Annotated in this window: 22 protein-coding genes; 12 read left to right on the top strand and 10 right to left on the bottom strand. The window is 56.9% G+C overall.

The genetic code is table 11. From position 1 onward, the window contains the following. The first annotated feature begins 7 nt into the window (after positions 1 to 7). A complete protein-coding gene (locus tag SBL51_RS17435; RefSeq protein ID WP_317932384.1) occupies positions 8 to 763 on the top strand; it encodes an SDR family NAD(P)-dependent oxidoreductase in 756 nt (251 codons plus the stop codon). Between the two features lie 64 nt (positions 764 to 827). Here SBL51_RS17435 and SBL51_RS17430 read toward each other — a convergent pair whose 3' ends face one another. Continuing rightward, complete coding sequence (locus SBL51_RS17430; protein WP_317932382.1) at positions 828 to 1,334, bottom strand: GNAT family N-acetyltransferase; 507 nt, start codon at positions 1,332 to 1,334, stop codon at positions 828 to 830. Between the two features lie 195 nt (positions 1,335 to 1,529). Here SBL51_RS17430 and SBL51_RS17425 point away from each other — a divergent pair, with 195 nt between their 5' ends. Genes SBL51_RS17425 through SBL51_RS17415 form a run of 3 tightly spaced genes read left to right on the top strand, consistent with a single transcriptional unit; the run spans position 1,530 to position 6,563 of the window. Further along, on the top strand, positions 1,530 to 2,291 hold the full coding sequence (locus SBL51_RS17425; RefSeq protein WP_317932381.1) for a helix-turn-helix domain-containing protein: 762 nt from the start codon (positions 1,530 to 1,532) through the stop codon (positions 2,289 to 2,291). Between the two features lie 17 nt (positions 2,292 to 2,308). Next, positions 2,309 to 3,442 (top strand): efflux RND transporter periplasmic adaptor subunit, encoded by a 1,134-nt coding sequence (locus SBL51_RS17420; protein WP_317932380.1) that lies wholly within the window; start codon positions 2,309 to 2,311, stop codon positions 3,440 to 3,442. A gap of 10 nt (positions 3,443 to 3,452) precedes the next feature. Further along, entirely contained in the window at positions 3,453 to 6,563 is a 3,111-nt protein-coding gene (locus SBL51_RS17415; protein WP_317932379.1) for an efflux RND transporter permease subunit, read from the top strand. 74 nt (positions 6,564 to 6,637) lie between these two features. Here SBL51_RS17415 and SBL51_RS17410 read toward each other — a convergent pair whose 3' ends face one another. Continuing rightward, positions 6,638 to 7,129, bottom strand: coding sequence for a hypothetical protein (locus SBL51_RS17410; RefSeq protein ID WP_317932377.1), 492 nt, complete (start codon positions 7,127 to 7,129; stop codon positions 6,638 to 6,640). Between the two features lie 210 nt (positions 7,130 to 7,339). On the opposite strand from SBL51_RS17410, the gene SBL51_RS17405 reads away from it, so the two are divergent. The 4 genes from SBL51_RS17405 (at position 7,340) to SBL51_RS17390 (ending at position 9,414) form a co-directional block, all read left to right on the top strand. Further along, positions 7,340 to 7,909, top strand: a complete 570-nt coding sequence (locus tag SBL51_RS17405) for a TetR/AcrR family transcriptional regulator (protein WP_317932376.1) — start codon at positions 7,340 to 7,342, stop codon at positions 7,907 to 7,909. Positions 7,910 to 7,965: 56 nt separating this feature from the next. Beyond that, on the top strand, positions 7,966 to 8,256 hold the full coding sequence (locus tag SBL51_RS17400; RefSeq protein WP_317932375.1) for a YciI family protein: 291 nt from the start codon (positions 7,966 to 7,968) through the stop codon (positions 8,254 to 8,256). 18 nt (positions 8,257 to 8,274) lie between these two features. Next, the gene (locus SBL51_RS17395; protein WP_317932374.1) at positions 8,275 to 8,886 is read left to right on the top strand and encodes a DNA-3-methyladenine glycosylase I; all 612 of its coding nucleotides are present in this window, start codon (positions 8,275 to 8,277) and stop codon (positions 8,884 to 8,886) included. 69 nt (positions 8,887 to 8,955) lie between these two features. Then, the gene (locus tag SBL51_RS17390; protein ID WP_317932373.1) at positions 8,956 to 9,414 is read left to right on the top strand and encodes a PACE efflux transporter; all 459 of its coding nucleotides are present in this window, start codon (positions 8,956 to 8,958) and stop codon (positions 9,412 to 9,414) included. A 50-nt stretch (positions 9,415 to 9,464) separates the two neighbouring features. On the opposite strand, the gene SBL51_RS17385 is transcribed toward SBL51_RS17390, so the two are convergent. Together SBL51_RS17385 and SBL51_RS17380 are read right to left on the bottom strand one after the other, a co-directional pair. Continuing rightward, entirely contained in the window at positions 9,465 to 10,046 is a 582-nt protein-coding gene (locus tag SBL51_RS17385; RefSeq protein ID WP_317932372.1) for an esterase/lipase family protein, read from the bottom strand. 381 nt (positions 10,047 to 10,427) lie between these two features. After that, the gene (locus SBL51_RS17380) at positions 10,428 to 11,246 is read right to left on the bottom strand and encodes a sterol desaturase family protein (RefSeq protein WP_317932371.1); all 819 of its coding nucleotides are present in this window, start codon (positions 11,244 to 11,246) and stop codon (positions 10,428 to 10,430) included. 104 nt (positions 11,247 to 11,350) lie between these two features. Here SBL51_RS17380 and SBL51_RS17375 point away from each other — a divergent pair, with 104 nt between their 5' ends. Both SBL51_RS17375 and SBL51_RS17370 read left to right on the top strand, forming a co-directional pair. After that, positions 11,351 to 12,229, top strand: coding sequence for a LysR family transcriptional regulator (locus SBL51_RS17375; RefSeq protein ID WP_317932370.1), 879 nt, complete (start codon positions 11,351 to 11,353; stop codon positions 12,227 to 12,229). A gap of 571 nt (positions 12,230 to 12,800) precedes the next feature. Further along, a complete protein-coding gene (locus SBL51_RS17370) occupies positions 12,801 to 14,069 on the top strand; it encodes a cytochrome P450 (protein ID WP_317932369.1) in 1,269 nt (422 codons plus the stop codon). 321 nt (positions 14,070 to 14,390) lie between these two features. On the opposite strand, the gene SBL51_RS17365 is transcribed toward SBL51_RS17370, so the two are convergent. From SBL51_RS17365 to SBL51_RS17355, 3 genes are all read right to left on the bottom strand, one after another. Beyond that, positions 14,391 to 14,774: a hypothetical protein gene (locus tag SBL51_RS17365; RefSeq protein WP_317932368.1), complete on the bottom strand. Its 384-nt coding sequence runs from the start codon at positions 14,772 to 14,774 to the stop codon at positions 14,391 to 14,393. Positions 14,775 to 14,871: 97 nt separating this feature from the next. Next, a complete protein-coding gene (locus SBL51_RS17360) occupies positions 14,872 to 15,033 on the bottom strand; it encodes a YqaE/Pmp3 family membrane protein (protein ID WP_317932367.1) in 162 nt (53 codons plus the stop codon). Between the two features lie 100 nt (positions 15,034 to 15,133). Beyond that, on the bottom strand, positions 15,134 to 15,382 hold the full coding sequence (locus SBL51_RS17355; RefSeq protein ID WP_317932366.1) for a GlsB/YeaQ/YmgE family stress response membrane protein: 249 nt from the start codon (positions 15,380 to 15,382) through the stop codon (positions 15,134 to 15,136). Positions 15,383 to 16,072: 690 nt separating this feature from the next. Between SBL51_RS17355 and SBL51_RS17350 the strand changes: the two genes are divergently transcribed. Beyond that, entirely contained in the window at positions 16,073 to 17,065 is a 993-nt protein-coding gene (locus tag SBL51_RS17350) for a permease (protein WP_317932365.1), read from the top strand. A 27-nt stretch (positions 17,066 to 17,092) separates the two neighbouring features. Further along, a complete protein-coding gene (locus tag SBL51_RS17345; protein ID WP_317932364.1) occupies positions 17,093 to 17,326 on the top strand; it encodes a thioredoxin family protein in 234 nt (77 codons plus the stop codon). Positions 17,327 to 17,335: 9 nt separating this feature from the next. Here SBL51_RS17345 and SBL51_RS17340 read toward each other — a convergent pair whose 3' ends face one another. The 3 genes from SBL51_RS17340 to SBL51_RS17330 form a co-directional block, all read right to left on the bottom strand. Beyond that, positions 17,336 to 18,262, bottom strand: a complete 927-nt coding sequence (locus SBL51_RS17340) for an SDR family oxidoreductase (protein ID WP_317932363.1) — start codon at positions 18,260 to 18,262, stop codon at positions 17,336 to 17,338. Between the two features lie 85 nt (positions 18,263 to 18,347). After that, a complete protein-coding gene (locus SBL51_RS17335) occupies positions 18,348 to 19,001 on the bottom strand; it encodes a sulfotransferase family protein (RefSeq protein WP_317932362.1) in 654 nt (217 codons plus the stop codon). Positions 19,002 to 19,096: 95 nt separating this feature from the next. Continuing rightward, entirely contained in the window at positions 19,097 to 19,411 is a 315-nt protein-coding gene (locus tag SBL51_RS17330; RefSeq protein ID WP_317932361.1) for a DUF6122 family protein, read from the bottom strand. Positions 19,412 to 19,596 lie beyond the last annotated feature (185 nt).

Genomic DNA, 19,596 nt, shown 5'->3' with positions numbered 1-19,596 from the left:
GGCGGAGATGGCCAACTATTCAGAAGTGGCTTTGGTAACCGGTGGTGGTGTGGGTATGGGCGCGGCGACCAGCCGGCGCCTGGCCCGTGATGGTTTTGCCGTGGCGGTGTTGGATATCAACAAGGCGGCGGCGGAAGATGTCGCGGCCGAAATCACAACAGCGGGTGGCCGGGCGCTGGCGGTGGCCGCCGATATCGCCCAGCGCGAGCAGGTGGCGGCCGCCATCGAACAGGTGCGGGCGCAGTTGGGGCCGGTCTCGGTGCTGGTCAACAACGCCGGCGTGGAGCACTTTGCCCGCTTCCAGGATCTGACCGATGACGATTGGGACCGGCAGATAGACACCAACTTAAAGGGTGCCTATATCGTCACCCAGGTGGTGTTACCGGATATGCTGGCCCAGGCCTATGGCCGGATTATCAATATCTCCTCCTTTGGTGCCCAGGTGGGTGCGCCGGGTATGGTGCACTACACCGCCAGCAAGGGCGGCATCATTGCCATGACCCGCTCCCTGGCTATGGAGTTGGGCCGCTGCGGCATCACGGTCAATACCATTGCCCCCGGTTTTATCGATACCCCCATGGCGCGGCGCACCATTGCAGGCAATAAATTGGGTATCGATGTCGATGCCATGGTGGGCAGCTACCCGATTCCGCGCATGGGGCGGCCGGAAGAGGTGGCCGCGGCCACCGCCTTTTTTGCCTCGGAAGAGGCCTCCTACATCACCGCCCAGCTGCTGGGGGTGAATGGCGGCACGACGGTCTAGTCCGTCTGTGCCGCGGTCAACCGGCTCAGCCAGAATTGCCCGTCAGGGCGCTGGCCGTTGCTAATCAGATGAGTGGTTTCTGCCAAAACAGCGCCTGCCCGGCCTCGGGCGCCAACTCATAGCCCTGAAAGCCAAATTTCCTATAAGCCGTTTGCGCTGACGCATTGTTGCTCAGCACCTCCAGTGTGATCTTGCCGCAGCCTTTGGCTCGGCCGATGGCCTCTATCTTCCCCAGCAGCTGTTGCGCAACGCCCTGGCCGCGAAACTCCTCGGCCACGATCAGGTCGTGGATATTGATCAGCGGTTGCGCGCTAAAGGTGGAGAAGCCGTCAAAGCAGTTGGCCAGGCCAATGGCTTGGTCATCTTGGTAGGCGAGAATAGAGAAGGCGTGGGGCAGGGCGGCCAGCCTCTCGGGTAACTCGCGGCGCACAGACTCCGCCAGGGCTTTGCCGCCGCCCATGGGGTGCAGGGCGTAGCTGTTGAGCAGGGTCACCAGGGCATTGGCCTGGTGTGGATTGTGGTAGTCGACGATCTCCAGTCGCAGCGGGTCTGCGGGCTTGCGCTGACTCATAGGTTGGTATCCGTTCTCTGGGCTGTTCGGGGGTTGGGGTGAGCATAGCGAGCTCTTGATTGGGCGACAACGCCAAGCCGTAGAGTGGGGTTAATACGGGCTCTGCAGCGCCTGCTGGGGCCTGAAAATGACAGCTTGATAAAATTTGAATCTCATTCATAATCTGCCGCACTTTTCATTTGGCAGGTAAAAAGCTTGGGAATTCAAGATCGCAAAAAGCGCCAACTGGAGGAACGGGAGCAGCTGTTTCTCGATAAAGCGTGGACTCTGATTCAGCAGGAGGGGGTGCTCAACCTGCAGATGTCTCGCCTGGCGGCCGAGTGTGAATACGCCGTCGGTACCCTCTATCTGCACTTCTCCTCGAAAGAAGATCTGTTGGTGGCTTTGGCCACCCGTAACGTCAGTGATCGTCTGGAGCTGTTTCTGCGGGCTGCTGCCTGGGCGGCTTGCCCCCGCGATCGGATGTTAGCGGTGGTGGTGGCCGATGTCATCTTCTCGCAACGGGCCCCGGAGTATTTTCGCCTGGCGCAGTATGTCTCTACCCACACCATCTGGGTGGCGGCTTCAGAGGCGCGCCGGGAGGCGGCTCTGGAGGCTTCCCGCCCGGTGGGCGAGGCGGTGCGTGATATCGCTGAGGAGGCGATGCGGTCGGGTGATGTGGCGTCTTCTGGGCTCACCACCCAGGAGATGTGCAGTGGTATTTGGGCTATGACCGAGGGTATGCACTCACTGGTGAGCGCCTCTGGTCTACTGGAGACCCACTCGGTGCCCAGGCCCTACCGGTTGTTAATCAAACATGCCCACGCCTTGCTTAATGGCCTTGGTTGGCAGCCGATTATGCCACTCAACGATTTTGATCAGCAGCAGGCGCTGCTCGAGCGCATATTGCGCGAAGTTTTTCCAGAGGTTCCCATTGCCGCCTGCCAGGCGACAGAGAACCAACCCGGCGACCAGTAGGACAGGAAGTTAAAATAATGAGTAAACGCATGATTGTACTGTTGGCTGTAACAGTACTGGTTTTTGGTGTAGTGCTTGGTGGCAAGCTGGTGATAAACCAGCTGATGAACGAGTTCTTCGACGACATGCCGGTGCCGCCGGCTGCGGTCTCGACCAGCGCGGGTACCGCTGACCACTGGATCAGTGAAGTCACCTCGGTCGGTACGGTGGTACCGGTGCAGGGGGCGGACCTCACCACCCAGGTGGGTGGTATTGTCGAGCGGATCCTGTTTGAGAGTGGCAGCGAGGTGAAAAAGGGCGACCTGATCATCACCCTGGATGCCGCCACCGACGTTGCCGAACTGAAAACCCTGCAGGCCGCCGAACGGCTCGCCGAGCTGGAGCGCGACCGAGTTCAAGAGCTGCTGCAGCGCAAGAGTATCTCCAAATCTGAATACGACCAGCGCCAGAGCGAACTGGAGCAGGCCCGCGCCCGGGTGGCCGCGCAACAGGCGCGCATCGCGCAAAAGCAGTTGCGTGCTCCCTACGCCGGCCGCCTGGGTATTCGCCGGGTGAACGTTGGCCAGTTTGTCAGTGCCGGCGACCCGATGATCAACCTGCAGGCGCTGGATAAGGTATATGTCGATTTCACACTGCCCGAACAGCGCTATGTGGCGGTGGGTGTCGGCATGGTGGTGAACGCGCAGATGGATGCCCTGGCCGATGCCGAATTCAGTGGCGCCATCACCGCCATCGAGCCGGAGATCGATGCCAATACCCGCAACTTCAAGGTGCAGGCCACCTTCGAAAACCCCGGCCAGCTGCTGCGCCCGGGTATGTTTGCCCGCATCGCGCTCAATGTCGGCGAGGAGCGCGATGTGCTGGTGGTGCCGGTGTCGGCCATCAGCTTCAAACCCTACGGCAACTCCGTCTACGTACTTACCGGAACCGACGAGAAAAGTGACGAGGGCAAACCGCTGCTGGCGGTTAAGCAGCGCTTTGTGCATACCGGTGAGCAGCGCGGCGACCTGATCGCTATCGACTCCGGCCTGGCGTTGGGCGAGGTGGTGGCCACCAGCGGCCTGTTGAAGTTGCGCAGTGGTGGTACCGCCTTCATCAACAACAGCGTACAGCCGGACGCCAATGTCGCGCCTACTCCGGAAAACCGTTGAGGCCTGAGCGATGAAATTTACCGACATCTTTATTAATAAACCGGTGCTGGCCACCGTGGTCAGCCTGATTATTCTGCTGTTGGGTTTGCGCGCCGGCAACGAACTGAACGTACGCAAATTCCCCGAGCTGCAAAATGCCGTCATTAACGTCAGCACCGCCTATATCGGTGCCGATGCCGACCTGGTGCAGGGCTTTATCACAACCCCCATTGAGCGCCTGGTGGCGACGGTGGACGGCATTAACTACATGGTGTCGTCGAGTGTGGCGGGTATCTCCACCGTTAGTGCCCATGTGCGCCTGGATGCCGACCCCGACAAGGTGCTGACCAAGGTGATTGCCAAGGTCAACAAACTGCGCGGCGAGCTGCCTGCCGCTGCTGAGAACTCCGTGATAGAACTGCGCGTGGGTGACCCGGCGGCACACGCCTACCTGGCGTTTTACAGTGAATCGCTCACCACCAACCAGATTACCGACTACCTCATTCGCGAGGTGGAGCCGAGGCTGTCGACTGTGCCGGGCGTGCAGCGGGCGGATATCAGCGGCGGCCGTACCTTCGCGGTGCGCGCTTGGCTGAAGCCGGAACGGCTGCGCGCCTTTAGTTTGACGGCATCGGATATTGCCAACGCTCTGCGCAGTAATAACGTGCTCTCTGCTGTGGGCGCTACCAAAGGGGCGATGCTCGAGATCGATCTTAAGGCCGACACCGACCTGCGCAGTATCGATGAGTTCAAACGCATGATCGTGCGCTCAGAGGGGGGCTCGATTATCCGCCTGGAAGATGTCGCCGAGGTTGAGCTGGGCTCTGAAAACTACGCCACTTCGGCTCGCTTTAACGGCAAGCAGGCGACCTTCTTTGCCATCTACCTGACGCCGGACGCCAACGCCGTGGAGGTGCTCGCCAACCTGCGCAAGGTGTGGGACGACGAAGTGGTGCCGCAGCTGCCGGAAGGGTTGAAAGCCGATTTCAGCTACGACAGCTCGATTTACATTCGCGACTCCATCGCCGAGGTGAAACAGACCATCTCCGAAGCAATTCTGATCGTCATTGTGGTGATCTTCCTCTTCCTGGGCTCTATGCGCTCGGTGGTGGTGCCCGCTGTTGCAGTGCCGCTGTCGCTGGTGGGGGCGCTGTTTTTGATGCTGTTGATGGGCTTCTCGCTCAACCTGCTGACGCTGCTGGCGATGGTGTTGGCCATCGGTATTGTGGTGGACGACGCCATTATTGTGCTGGAGAACATCCATCGCCATATCGAGCACGGCATGACACCCAAGCAGGCGGCCCTGCGCGGTGCCCGCGAGCTGGCCTGGCCGGTGGTGGCGATGACTACCACCCTGGTGGCGGTCTATCTGCCAATCGGTTTCCTGAGTGGTATCACTGGGGTGCTGTTTGTTGAGTTCGCCTTCACCCTCGCCGGTGCCGTGCTCATCTCCGGTATTGTCGCCCTGACCCTGTCGCCCATGATGTGCGCCAAACTGCTGCGCGCCAAGCGCAATGACAAGGAGGGTGGCCTGGAGAATTGGCTCGACCGCCAGTTTGAGAAGTTGCAGCATGCCTATCAGCGTGACCTGCACGTCATGCTCGATCAGCGCCTTGGTATCGCCATTTTTGGAGTCATTGTGCTGGTCTCCTGCTACTTCCTGTTTGTCATGTCGCCCACCGAGTTGGCGCCGACGGAGGATGTGGGTCTAACCTTCTACATTGCCGAGGCCGACCCGGGTGTTTCGCTGGAGTATGTGGAGCGCTTCTCGCTGGAGGCGTGGGAGATACACCAGGCCAGCGATGCCATCGCCGGCGATTTCCAGTTCAACGGTATGAGTGTTACCGCGCCAGGCTCGCACAACGGTGCCTTTGGTGGTTTGATCTTCGCCCCCTGGAGCGAGCGTGACGTGGCCATGCAGGATGTGCTCAACGATCTGATCACACCGCGCTTCTCAGAGGTGAGTGGCCTGCAGGTGGCGGCGTTGATCCCACCGGCGCTGCCCACGGGGGGTACCGGTATGCCCATTGAGTTTGTGGTGGTCAGTACCGCACCAACCACCTTGGTGAAGGAGTTTGCCGATGAGATTGTCAACCGGGCCAAAGACAGCAAGAAATTTATCTTCCTCAACACCGATGTGAAAATTAACAAACCGCGCACCGATATTTTGATCGACCGGGACAAGGCCTCGCAGCTGGGGATCGACATGGCGCAGCTGTCGGCGGACCTGTCGGCCATGCTCTCCGGCGGTTACGTCAACCGCTTCTCGCTCGATAACCGCTCTTATAAAGTGGTGCCACAGGTGGAGCGGGCCGAACGTTTAACGCCGCAGCAGCTGGAGCAGTACTACACCCGCACCCAAACCGGGGAGCTGGTGCCACTGTCGACCATCGTCTCGTTAAAGGATTCGGTGCAGCCGCAGGTGTTGAGCCGCTTCCAACAGTTGAACAGTGTCACCATTGGTGCCGTGCCGCGGCCCAATATCGCCTACGGCGATGCCCTGGGTATGTTGGAGGATATCGCCGCTGACGTGCTGCCCAAAGGCTACACCGTCGATTACGCCGGCCAGTCGCGCCAGTTCAAAACCGAAGGCTCGGCCCTGGTGGTTACCTTCTTCTTTGCGCTGGTGGTGATCTATCTGGTGTTATCGGCTCAGTTCGAGTCCTTCCGCGACCCGATTATCATGCTGGTGACCGTGCCCATGTCGATCTGTGGCGCGCTGCTGGTATTGAACTTTCTGGGGCTGTTCCGGGTGCCTGGGGCAACGCTCAACATCTATACCCAGATCGGCCTGCTGACTCTGATTGGGGTGATCTCCAAGCACGGTATTTTGATTGTGGAGTTTGCCAACAAGCTGCAGTCCGAAGGGCGCTCTAAGCGTCAGGCGATCGAAGAGGCGGCCGCCATTCGCCTGCGGCCGGTACTGATGACCACCGCGGCGCTGGTGCTGGCCATGCTGCCGATGCTGGTGGCCAGCGGCCCGGGGGCGATTTCACGCTTCTCCATGGGCTTGGTGATTGCCGCCGGTATGACCATCGGTACCGCCTTTACTCTCTATGTGCTGCCGGCGGTCTACCTCTTTATTGGCCGCGACTACGCCAAAAATCCGCTGGCGGTTGTCGAAGAAGAGCTCCCCGCCTAGCGCGCACGTTCGCCGCCCTGCATGCCATCAAGGGTGCAGGGGGCGTTTCCCCCTTCGTTCATTTCCCCGCTTTTTTAAGCCAGAAACTTTGGCCGGTTGCGCCGGGACCAGGCCAGTGCGCCCAGCCAGATCAACACCGCGGTGATGATGGAAAAGATCAGGTTGGCGGGTAGCGAGTAGCTGTCGAGGCTGACCAGAAAGCCGAGGCCGGAGGAGATGGCCATTAAGCTGAGTGTGGCCTGCACGGCCTTGCGATTGGCCTTGCTGGCGCAGACGTAACCGCCGGCCACCGAGAAGCAGGCGCCCACCAGGGTGAGAAAAATATTGATGCCGGAGTAGGGGCTCATGCTCTCGAAGAGCTGCTCCACCTGAGCGCTGGGCACGCCGCGCGACAGTTCGAAAATGGTAAAGCCAATGACAAAGAAGGTAGAGAAGGCGACGGTACCGCCAATATCCACCGCCGCCCCCAGCACTACGCCCAGCACCGGCGCATCTTTCTTATCCTTGGGGCCGGTGCTGGGTGGCTCGACATTGGAGTCCGGTGATTTGTAGATGTTGTTATCCATAATGCGGCGCTTTTCGGTAACGGTGGCGAATAGGGTTGGCGTATATCAGCAGGCTCGGGAGGGCGAGTCAACCTGAGCGATAACCGCGGCTGGCTGTAGCCACACCCTGTTGGTTTGTGGTTGGAGGTTGCCTGCTGGTTGTGGCCGGTTGACAGGCTAGGACAATCGTCCTAATCTCGCCCAAAATAACAGTGCAACTATGGCCCATGCATGCGCCAGTCTACACGTTCAACGATTATTGCCGTCGCCGACCAGCTCTTTTACGAGGCGGGGTTTTATCACACCTCCTTTGCCGACATCGCCAGCCAGGTGGGTATCTCGCGCGGCAACTTCTACCACCACTTCAAGAGCAAAGAGGAGCTGTTGCAGGCGGTGATTGAACAGCGCTTAGCGGCCACCCGGCAGCTGCTCTCGGCTTGGGCTGCCGGTTCTGAATCCCCGGCCGCGCGCATCTGCGCCTATATCCAGATTGTTATTAGCAACCGCACCCAGATAAAACTGCATGGCTGCCCGGTGGGAACCCTGTGCGCTGAGCTGGCCAAGCTGGAGCACCCTTCGTTGCCCTTGGCCAATCGGGTATTTGGTCTGTTTGCCGATTGGCTGACGGAGCAATTTAGCGCCCTTGGCCAGGGCCAACAGGCTCGGCCGCGGGCGTTGAAGGTGCTCGCCTGGAGCCAAGGGGTGGCGACCCTCTATAACGCCCTGCAGGATGATGAGTTTGTTGAGCGGGAGGTTGAGGAGATGTGTAACTGGGTGCAGGGATTGGCGGCTGCCAGCTAAGGCCGTTGCCACGGTTGTGCTCTTAAAAATAATTGGATAAGTGGCAGGGTAAGAAGATGTTTATCGTATTTTTACGCTTTGGCGAACAGAAAGCGCGAGCCGCAGAATTAATGGCGGCGCATAAGGCGTGGCTGGAGCAGGGGCTGGCCGCGGGTATCTTTTTGGCGGTGGGCAGTATCAAACCCGGCGCCGGTGGTTTTATTCTGGCGAGCGGCGAAAGTGAGCCGCAATTGCAGCAACGCCTGCGGCAGGATCCTTTTGTGGCTGAAGGTGTGGTCACGCTCGAGCTGGTGGTCGTGGAGCCCAACCAGACCGATCCCCGTTTGGCCTTTTTAAAAGCCGGCTGAGCAAGGAGCAGATTTAATATGAGTAATCTATTTACTGGAGTCGATGGCAAGCCCCGCTGTGGTTGGTGCGGTGCCACGGAAGAGTATGTCGCCTATCACGATAACGAGTGGGGTTATCCGGTGGCGGAAGATCGCCGGCTGTTTGAAAAAATTTCGTTGGAGGGGTTTCAGTCCGGGCTCAGCTGGCGCACGATTTTGGCCAAGCGGGAAAACTTTCGTAAAGCCTTTAACAATTTCGAAATTGCCAAAGTAGCCCGTTTTAAGGCGCGCGATGTCGAGCGGCTGCTGCAGGATGAGGGCATTGTCCGCCACCGCGGCAAAATCGAGGCGGTGATCAACAACGCCCAGCGGGCACTGGAACTGATTGACCAGGAGGGCTCGTTGGCCGCCTATTTCTGGCAGTTTGAAGCCGATCCAATAGAGCAGGCCGCGCCACAAACCGTGAGTACCTCAACGGAGTCGGTGGCGCTCTCCAAGGCGCTGAAAAAAATGGGTTGGAAGTTTGTCGGCCCCACCACCGTCTACGCCTTTATGCAGGCCATGGGGTTGGTGAATGATCACGCCGAAGGCTGTGTTACCCGCAAACTGGTGGCCCGGGCGCGCAAGCAGTTTGTGCCGCCACAGGCCTGATGCAATGCCCCTTACAATTTTTGCCGGCAGCGATAAACCGTGGTCAATTGCCACGTTGGTAAAAATAAGATGAACAGCAATAGCCCAGTGGCAAACAGAACCACGCTCACACCCACTCGCCGCCGCATTCTGCAGGCGCTGCTCTACGAAACCCTGGCCGTGGCCTTTGTCGGCCCGGTGTTGAGCCTCTTTTTTACCGCCTCACTGGCGTCCACCACGCTGTTGGCGCTGACCATGTCCGCTATTGCGCTCGCTTGGAATTATCTTTTTAACCTGTTGTTCGAGCTGTGTGAGAGCCGTGCAGCCGTTGCCCATCGCTCCTGGCGCTGGCGTCTTGCCCACGGTGCGGGATTTGAAGGGGGGCTGGTGATCCTGCTGGTGCCGCTGACGGCCTGGTGGCTGGAGACTTCGCTTTATGTTGCGCTGCTGGCGGAGATGGGCCTGCTGGCCTATTTCTTTATTTACGCCATTGTCTTTACCTGGGCGTTTGACCGCATCTTTGGTCTGCCGCAATCGGTTGCGCGGTAACCGGCCAGCGAAAAGCAGCGATGCTCGACCGGCCAATGGCCGCGGTCACGCTAAACGGCGAGATCCGCCAGGGTTTGCAGAATGTGTTGCGTTACCAAGCGGTTGCGCAACATCAGCGGGTGGGCGAGGGCGCTGCTGATATGATTTTCCGCCCGCGGCCAATGCGAGCTTATGGAGGGGATAATCATCAGGTCGTAGGGCGTGCGATAGCTGTGAATCGGCAGGTTACCCAACTTATGTTCGCCGGCCTGCAACTGCAGCAAAAAATGGCTGCCCGGGCGCATATCGGCGGCACCGCGACCAAAATAGAGGTGTGCCATGCGCGAGCCCTGCAGCGGACCGGCAATGGCGAAAAAAGCCCGGCAGCGCTCAACACCCGCCAACTCCTGCAGGTAATAGCGGGAGATCAAACAGCCCATGCTAAAGCCCACCAGAGCGAAGGATTGCTCAGCAACCAGGGTGGATTCGATATAGCGTTCCAGCTTGCCGGCCAAGTCAACGATACCCAAGCGGGCATCCCTGGGAGTCAGGCTCGGTGCAAAACAGCGGTGGCCGGCGGCGGTGAGGGCGCGGTTAAGGGGGTCAAATTTATGGCCACGGTCCATAAAGCCGTGTACTAAAACAATGTCCATTTCTGATCCTGGGTGCTTCGTTTGGGCTGCGCAACAAGATAGCGGTGCGCGATTATCGCGATTGTGGTTTTCAGCCCGATTGTTGTAAATGGTAGGCAACCAATCGCCTTAAAAGCCAATTGCCGGGCCATCGCGATCTGAACACAGCACTATCAGTGCAGGCACTACTCATCCCAGCCACAGTGGAAGGTTCTTAAAAAGAACTCAGTGGTGGCAATGCTGATTCACGAACGAGAAGTTTTTCGGCGGCGGGCCAGGTTCAATTGCCCGGCAGGACGGGAGCGCGGTGTTAAAGGGTATTAATGAGGTTGGCAGGCTATCAATTACGGATGGTTAAATAGACAGGCTCTCCTCCTTGGTTGAAGGAGAGCCTGGTGGATCCTATTCGGTGACGGGTGCCGGCTGCGGCTTCTTCTTGCGCACCAGCGGGTAGAAGAGCTCTTCCGTCCAGTGTGGGCTTTTTATCATCAGGCCGTAGTGGGCGGGGCGGCCATCGGGAATGTGCAGGGTGCCGAACAGCCAATCCCAGAAGGAGAGAATCGTGCAGAAGTTGCGGTAATTTTTGCCATCTTTTCCGTAGCCGTGATGGGTATGGTGAATGCCTGGGGAGACAACCACATGCTCCAGGCCGCGAAACAGCGGGCCAAATAGCGCGTGGCGCCGAAGAGCATCGTCCCAGCGGAAATTACTGTGCGTGATGGTGTTCCAGAGCATCAATAGCAATACATAGCTGGTGACCGCTTCGGTCATACCCAGGTAGAGCGCCAAGCCGTTGATCCAACCGGAGGGGATAATAAAAAACCAGCTCAGGTTAAGACGGAAATCGAGCAACACATTCATGTGCTTGGCGGTGTGGTGGGTGCGGTGAATCTTATAGAGAATAGGGTGCTGCAACGGCTGGTGTGCCCAGCGGTGAACCCAATAAAAAACAAATTCACCGGCCAGTAACAGCGCTGGAAAGGCGATCCAAAAGGGGGTTTCGGCGAGACTGCCGGCCCAGTTCGCGGGCAATAGCAAGCGGTAGAGGTTGGCAATTAGAAAAATCGCCACGGGCGCCAGCAGCGTGCGGCCAACAAAGAAGCTGCCCAGTAAAATGAGGAAGTCGCCCTTGCGGTAGACCCCTTTATGGCGGCCGAGGAGTATCTCCATTATGAGCAGTGCCACGGTTAAGCCGAGCACCCAAACTATACCCTCTTTCATCTGTATCACCTTTGGCGTGGAATGGTTGTTCACGTAGGCCAGCTTGCCGGAATTGATGCTATGTGTAAAATGCATATAAATATGAATAAAGATGCCAAAATGTAATGGAATTGGACCTTAAGCGCTTGCAGCAGGTGCTCGCCGTGGTGCGCACCGGCACCATCTCCAAGGCGGCGGAGGAGCTGCACATGACCCAGCCGGCCTTGAGTCGCAGCATTGCCGCGCTGGAGGAGCGCTACGGCTTTCGCATTTTTGAGCGTGGCCGCGGTGGTGCCGCGTTAACACCCGTAGGCCGGGCGGTGGTGCAGGAGGCGGAGGCGCTGCTGCAGCATGCCCTCGCCACCGACCACAACTTCAAGCTCTATCAATCGGGCGAGGCGGGGCAGATTGCCTTTGGCATGGGGCCGCTGATTGCGAGCCTGTTACTGCCGGGCTTGAGTGTTCACTTTTTGCAGGAGCGGCCACAGCTGGATCTGCATGCGGTAGTCCGTTCGGCGGCGGTGCTCTACGAGGAGCTGATGGCCGATCACATTGAGATCCTCTTCTGCAGTGCCAACCAGCTGGCGGGTAAGGCCGGGGTGAGTGGCCGGGTAGTGGGCGACGTGGCGATCGCCAACATCGTGCGTGCCGGCCACCCCCTGGCCAACCACGCCGAGCTCTATTTGCGTGACTTGGCAGGCTTTCCCACCCTGATTGGTGCCGAGCCCAACCGGGGCCGTCCCCAGGGCCAACGCGCCACCTTTGTTTGTGATAACTACCATATTCTGCGCGATACCACCCTCAACACCGACGGCGTGTGGGTATCGTCACCGGCGCTGGTGAGGGAGGATATTGAGGCAGGCCGTTTGCAGGTGTTGGCGGTGGTAGATGACCCACTGCAAACCACCGTCGAGGTGTTTATGGTCACTCGTGAGGGGAGCCATTTGTCGCCGGCGGCGCAGGCCGTGTTTGATTATGCCCGAGACTTTTTAACCAAAGCCTAGCGGCCAACTCGGTGGCGACGCCCATGGTGGTGAGCTGTATTTGAAAAAGGGTTGTTATACGGCGCTCTGAGTAACCTGTAGGCGCATTAGCGAATTTAATAGACGCCTATTAAATGGCGGCTAATAAAAAGTTGAGAGGTTTTCAGGCCGAATTTTTTATTGAACAAAACCAAGCGAGATGACTATTTTTTCAGGTTTTGAAACACCACTCTTTTAGCCGCGTATAACCGTTTATAAATGGCAATTCCTCTTCTTCCGGCACGCTGTCAGGGCGTAAAAGTCACTCTACCAGCGGCACAAAAAACTACTGAGGCTACCACTTCCAAGGCGCTGTCGTTTTACCTGGATCAAGCCGCTTCCCAAGGCTGGCCTTCACCCTCCTGTGCCCAGAAAAAAGGGCATCGAGTGTCAAAAACTCTTCGTGTTTGGCCGCATCTTTTTGGTTGCGATTACGCTAAATTTGCCGCTTACAGCACACACAATTGCCTAGCTGATGCACGGCCAGCTGTAAGGTTGCCTGCCTAATAGTGAGCAAGTAACCTGTCTCCAGATAAGAACAGGACACAATAATATGAAGTCTTTAGCTGAAATGACCATTGTCGATCCCGAAAATATTAAGGATCCCTACGACTACTACGAACGCCTGCGCAACGAAGATCCTGTTCACTTCGACGAAAAACTGGGCGCGTGGTTGGTCACCAAGCATAAAGACATTATCGAGGCCGCTCGCAACACCACTGTTTTCTCGGATGAGATGCGTGTAGCCGCCTCGGTGCGTTCCCCCTACCAGGACGAAGCCAACGAATACATCAAAAGCAAAGGTTTCTATCTGCTCGACCCGTCCGACAGCTTTAAGGTCGATGGCGATCTGCATAAGCGCCGCCGTGGATTAGTGGCACACGCCTTTACCGCACAGGCGGTGGAAGCCATGGCCGACCGGGTGGCGGAGCTCTGCCAGGCTCAATTCAGTAGCTTCAGCAAAGATGGCGTGGTCGACCTGGTAAAAGAGTACGCCATTCCGGTACCCATCAAGGTGATCTGTGACGCGCTGGGCTTGCCGTTGGACCGCATCGAAGATGTACGCCGCGCGGCTGACTCCATGGTCGCCCGTGCCGGCTCTGGAGCTACGCGGGATGAGGCCTATCAGCATGCCGATAACATCATGATGCTGCAGCAGTTTGCCCGCGATGCCATCGAACAGCGTCGCACAGCGCCGACCAACGACCTGATCTCCCAGGTGGTGAATAGCGGTGCCGACAATCCCGAGGGCGAGCAGCTAACCGAGCAGGAGCTGATGTCGATTATTTCGGTCTCCATCGCCGGCGGTGTTGATACCACACGCAATACCATCGCCTACGCCCTCTACACCCTGGCTACCCGGCCAGAACTGTTACAGCGGCTGCAGCAGGCGGAAAATCAGGACAAGGAGATCTCCGCCCTGTGTGAAGAGACCCTGCGCTACTACGCGCCGGTACCGGCTCTGCCCAGGGTGGTATTGGAAGATACCGAGCTCGGCGGCAAAAAAATTCCCAAAGATTCACTGGTGTTCCTCTGCTGGGCTTCCGGCAATCGCGACCCGGAGCGGTTTGAAAATCCCAACGAGTTTAATATTGATCGCAAAGGTTCCACCCAGCACCTCTCCTTTGGTGTGGGTGTGCATATCTGTTTGGGTGCTATGCTCGCACGCAACGAAGTGAAGGCGGCACTGCGGCAATTTATCAATGCGGTGGAGTCGGTTGAATTGGCTCAGCCGGTAAGCGACCTCGACTACAGCGATAGCCTGGTGATTTTGCGTGGCCTGAAAAGTCTGCCGGTACAGCTGAAAATGAAAGCCAACTGATTATTGGCCCGGCAGAGTGCGGCCGGGTTAATGACTGCCAGTAGACAGTTTTTGTCCGCTGGGTTTGGCCCTGGTGCGAAGTGGAAGAGACCGACAATATTGCCGCTTTGATTCGAAACAGGCGGTGGTTCAGCCGGCGCTGTCGGTACCAGCCAGTTGAGCGATTACCAAGCCTGGGGCGGATTCGCGATGAATCCAATAGAAAATAGCCCGCTCAGTCCCTACGAACAGCCGGCCTATATCCCACCGCTATCCTTTCTCCCACCGCTATCCTTTCTCCCACCGCTATCCTTTCTCCCACCGCTATCCTTTCTCCCACCGCTACCCTTTCTCCAATCGGGCCTGGGCCTGCTCGTTGGATAGCTCATCACCCACATGCAGTACCACCTTGTAGGCGCCGGCCGCCAAGCCCAACTCGCGCAGTACTTTCTCTTCCACCTCCGACAGGCCACCATCAACCAGTGCCAGCGGTTGTATCAGCACCCGCGCCTGCTTTTTTAGCAACATGCCGCCAATGCAGGATTTGAGCAGATTACGTAATACCGGCTCCGCCACGGAAAAATTGGCCACCAGCAGACGATCGTTGGTAAACGGCTGTGCCGGGTGTTCGGTAATCCAATCGTCACCGGTAGAGAGATTTTTAATCAGAAATTTATTGATACTGATTTTGATGTAGAGATCAGCGGTAAACAGTTTCTTTATCATTGTGGTCGTGCTGTGTTTGTGCACACCCATTTGTGTGGAGAGCATTACCCACAAATGGGTGTGTTTCGAGCGGTTGGGTGGATAGGGTAGTGCCGTACTATTTGGTCACCAGCCAAAGCGCGTGAATAATGGCCGGTATATAAAATACAAAACAGAGCACAATGTTGATAATTAGGTCTACGCCCACGCCTTTCTTTAAAAAAACCGCAAGCGGCGGCAGAAGAATAGCGAGAATGATCAGTAACACCTTGTTGCTCATGGGTTCACCTCAGTGTAATAAACAATCCGTTAATGAAAGTAGTGCTGCCGGTTATGCAAATTCAATCGCCATGGTAGGCGCTAACCCCGCCGTGATAAAACTATTTTTTGACCAAGCGGAATACTATTAAAAGTACTAAGGCTCCACCCACGGCCAGAGCCAGGCTGACGAGGTTGAAACCGGTAACCTTGCCCAGGCCAAAAAAAGAGCCGATAAAGCCGCCGACAAATGCCCCGGCAATACCAATCAGAATGGTGACAATTAAGCCACCGGGGTCTCTGCCTGGCATGATGAATTTGGCCAGCACACCAACGATCAAGCCCATGATTATCCAGGATATTATCCCCATAACGACTCCCCCCTTTCACGATTTACTGGGTATCTGAATACGAAGGTCACTAGGGCCTGTTAACACTAATTTAGCACCACTGCTGGACAAAAAACTGGCCCCAGCCCGAAGGGTTGAGCCTGAAATGAGCTCGCTCGTTGTTGCTCACCGCTGATTTGGGCCCACCAAACTACGCGGCTCGCGCCTAGATCGAGCTCATTTCAAGCTCAACAGAGGTGCTAAATTAGTGTTAACAGGCCCTAGGCAAAGCGCCAAGTGACCTGGGCATTGTGCCATAGTCACGCAGAATCTACGGTTGCACTGGCGGTAATTTTACATTTACAGCCAATGATTGCGATTGATCAATCATGCGCGAGGTATTGGTTGCCGCTACGCCAACCAACGACAGTGCAGCCGCGTGGCGCTATCAGTAAACGCCTTGTCCAGTGCGGTTCTCGTGTTGTCGGCTAAGGGCTTTTAAGCACAAAAATGTTGAGCAATTGCCTACGGGGGAGGGGGTGCAGATGTGCTGCCCCCGTGGCGATGTTTGCGGCTTCCCATTGCGGGCAATCGACTCCAATTAACCACTGGGTCAACTCGCCGGATCAAACGCCACCTTGGTAGGGGTGGCTGGCCGGAGGCAATCGGTGTAGATTCGAGCTCTCTGTTCTGGCACCTTTTTTCGGTGCGCAATTTTCACGGCGTTTGTCTATGTTTGTAATCTTCACCCGCCTGGCCGACTGGCTTACCTACACGCTTTTCTCCCTGCCTGCGGGTAGCAAGTTGGCCGATGCCGTCCACTTCTTTATTGAAGATGTCACCAAGATCTATGCTCTGCTGCTGGCCATGATCTACCTGATCGCTCTGGCTCGGGCCTCCCTTAATGTGGAGCGGGTGCGTGATTTTCTGGCGGGCCGGGCGCGGGGGGTGGGTTATCTGCTGGCCTCAGGCTTTGGTGCCATTACCCCCTTCTGCTCCTGTTCCAGTATTCCGGTGTTCCTCGGTTTTACCTCGGCCGGTATTCCGGTAGGTATTACTATGGCCTTTCTGATGACTTCGCCCCTCATTAACGAGGTGGCGGTCCTGCTGCTGCTCAGCCTGCTGGGTTGGAAATTCACCCTGCTCTATGTGGTGGTGGGCATGGGGGTCGGAATTCTGGCTGGGCTCTTTTTGGATGCCATTAAAGCAGAGCGTTGGCTGCTCTCGTTTGCCGCCCAGGCACTGGCCGAGGCCCGGCAACGCAGTGGCCAGCCCCAGGCCAGCGAGCCGGAGGTGTTAACGCTGCAGCAGCGGCATCAATTTGCCAAAGATGAAACCATCGATATTTTCAGCCGGGTTTGGAAGTGGGTGATTATCGGTGTTGGACTGGGTGCGGCCCTGCACGGTTTTGTGCCGGCCGGATGGTTGGAGGATCACCTCGGCAATGGCCAGTGGTGGTCGGTGCCGGCGGCGGTACTGTTGGGCATTCCGCTCTACTCCAATGCCACCGGGGTGATCCCGGTAATGGAGAGCTTGATCACCAAAGGGTTGCCGGTGGGTACAACGCTGGCCTTCTGCATGAGCACGGTGGCGGCCAGTTTTCCGGAGTTTATTCTATTGAAGCAGGTAATGCAGTGGCGCTTGTTGGCCATACTCTTTGCCCTGCTGCTGTTTGCCTTTACGCTGGTAGGGTGGATATTTAACGCCTTTACCCCATTCCTGTAAGGAATAATTTAGAAGGAGTTGAGCGATATGAGAGAGATTAAGGTGTTAGGTAGTGGCTGCACCAAGTGTGTAAAAACGGCAGAAATTATTACCACTGTGGCGAACAAATTGGGGGTGGACGCCCAGATAATTAAAGAGACCAGCCCGCAGGCGATTATGTCCTACGGGGTAATGCGTACGCCTGCGGTGGTGATTGATGAAAAGCTGGTGCACTCCGGTTCAATCCCCCATGAGCAACAGGTGGTGGAGTGGCTGCAGTAGCGGGAGCCGTCAGCTGTCTTTGGCGGGCTTCGTAGCGCCTGGTAGTGGTCTCTCCTGCATGCTGGCATCAACCCCCTGCACAATGGCGAGTATTTCCGGGTTGCTAAAATCGACTATTGGCCGGCCGGAATCAGCGCAGGCGTACTGGCCGATGCGTTCGTAAATAAAATTATCCGGTGAGTTGGCGTAGCGCTGCATGTAGGCCAAGGTTGGAGCCTCTTCCGAGGGAATGATCACCCGCTGTAACTCCATGCCATCGCAAAAAGCCTGGGCCGCCTGCTGGGCTGTTTTTAAAGTGTAAGCGCGGCCAGGGCCGACCACGGGGGCACCCTCGGTCCAGGTGGTGGATTTCTCGCCGATCGGCGTGGCGGTGGGGCCGGGGCAAAGGCAGCTGACCGAAATCCCTTTGGGCTTAAGATAGATCGCCAGATTTTGTGTCATGGAGATTAACGCTGCCTTGGAGGCGGCGTAGGGAATGCGGGTGATGGCAAAGGGGTAGAGGCCGGCGACAGAGGCGGTATTCACCAGGTAGCCCTTACCCCGCGCCAACATTCTGGGTAGCATCAGTTCGGTCAGTCGCGCTGCGCCAAAAAAATTGATCTGAAAAATTCTCTCCCACTCCGCCAGCGGAATATCCTCTGCATTGCCGCTTAACAGTACCCCGACCACATTGGCCGAGATATCAATCTCCCCTAAAAATGCCTCCGCCTCGGCCACAGCGTTAGCCAAAGATTGCTGGTCGGCAAGATTGCATTGCAACGCAATTGCCCGGCCGCCCCGCTCGGTGATCTGTTGAGCGGTTTGTTCGGCACCTGCTGCGTCGATATCGGCAGCGGCAACCTCGGCACCGCGTCGGGAAAATTCCAACGCGAGCGCACGGCCAATACCGCCGGCGGCGCCAACAACGAATGCCTTGCTGCCTTGAATCGAAAACATTTTTTATTCTCCTTATATCTGTTTCGAGCGGAGGGTGATTAGTTAATTCCTGATCGTTGGTTGCCAAACATTGCCTACGTGTTAATTAAACACCGGTATAACCAAAGGCGGCCTCAAAGCCCTCGGCAATAATTTTATTAATGATGGCCTTGGTCGCCTCGGTGTCATTGATATAGGGGAAGTCGGTAGCGGGTACCGGCACTTCGAGGAAGTCACACAAAGGCTGCCAGCCATCTTTCACCTCGAACACCAACAGCCGGTCGGCGGGAATGGCTGCTTTTACCGCGTCGACGTGTTCGTGAAAGCGCTCAATAAGATACGTCTTATCGTGCATCCGATCCTGAAAGTAGTCGTTGATGGTCAGTTTCAGGAAATTGCCCATCTCCACCTTCCTTTGATATTCGATCCAGTGTGGGGCGAAGATGGTCTCCTGGGTGGATTCAAACCAGCGCTCTGGGTCACGCACGGTAAGAATGACCTTGGCCGAGGGGTAATAGTCTGCCAGCGCCTGATAGCTGGTGCTGGCTGGAAAGTCGACGGTTGAGGTGAAGCCCTTGAAGAGGGTGGGCCAATCTGGGTTGCCTTGAAGAGCGTTAACCCACTGCTGCCAGTGTTCAGGCCCTTGAGGCAGGCACTCCACCATATGGTAGCAGGGCCCCAGGCCAAGCTGCTCCAATGCGGCTTTCATGCTCATAGTGCCGGTGCGGCCAAAGCCCGCGCCAATTACCTTCAATGTCATGTGAACCTCCCGGGTTTTACCCAGATAATTATTATTGGTTGCTCACAATACTGTATCGCCGTCAGCGCGCAAACAATATCTTCGGTGGGCCGGTGCTAGCTTATCCAGATACCGTTGGTAAGTTTGCAATCCACCGAATCCAGTGCCATGTGCACCACCAGCCCGAGCCCGAGCCAGCGGCATTTTGGAAGCCAACAGAGGGCAAAGTAGAGGGCAATAAATCCAGCTCGATGCAGTGGGTGAAAGCCAATGCTACAGCGGTTGGGGTCGTAGATAGGGTTGGCCAGCAGGTGATCGATATCGACCAGCATGGTGGCCATCATGGTGAGATAGGCGGCCAGCCACTGTTTGCGGAAAAAGAGCCCGCTGATGATTGCCGGTACCAGAAAGTGTAGTGCTATGTGGGTCATTAAATGTGCTGCGCTAAATCGATAACCCGATTATCTGTTTGAATAACATGGGTTACCAGACAACCAATTAATCCTTTTGTTACATTGCGCAAGTGATTAATGCCGAGTGGAAAAATTCCCCGGCAAAAATTGCCTGGCCGCCAAGTGGTGGTGTTGAATAAAACTCTAAACGGTACCGTTACCGC

This window comes from Halioxenophilus sp. WMMB6 (assembly GCF_033283405.1).
GTDB lineage: Bacteria > Pseudomonadota > Gammaproteobacteria > Pseudomonadales > Cellvibrionaceae > Halioxenophilus.
Note: the sequence above shows the minus strand (reverse complement) of the source record. Positions and strands in the feature narration are given on the sequence as shown.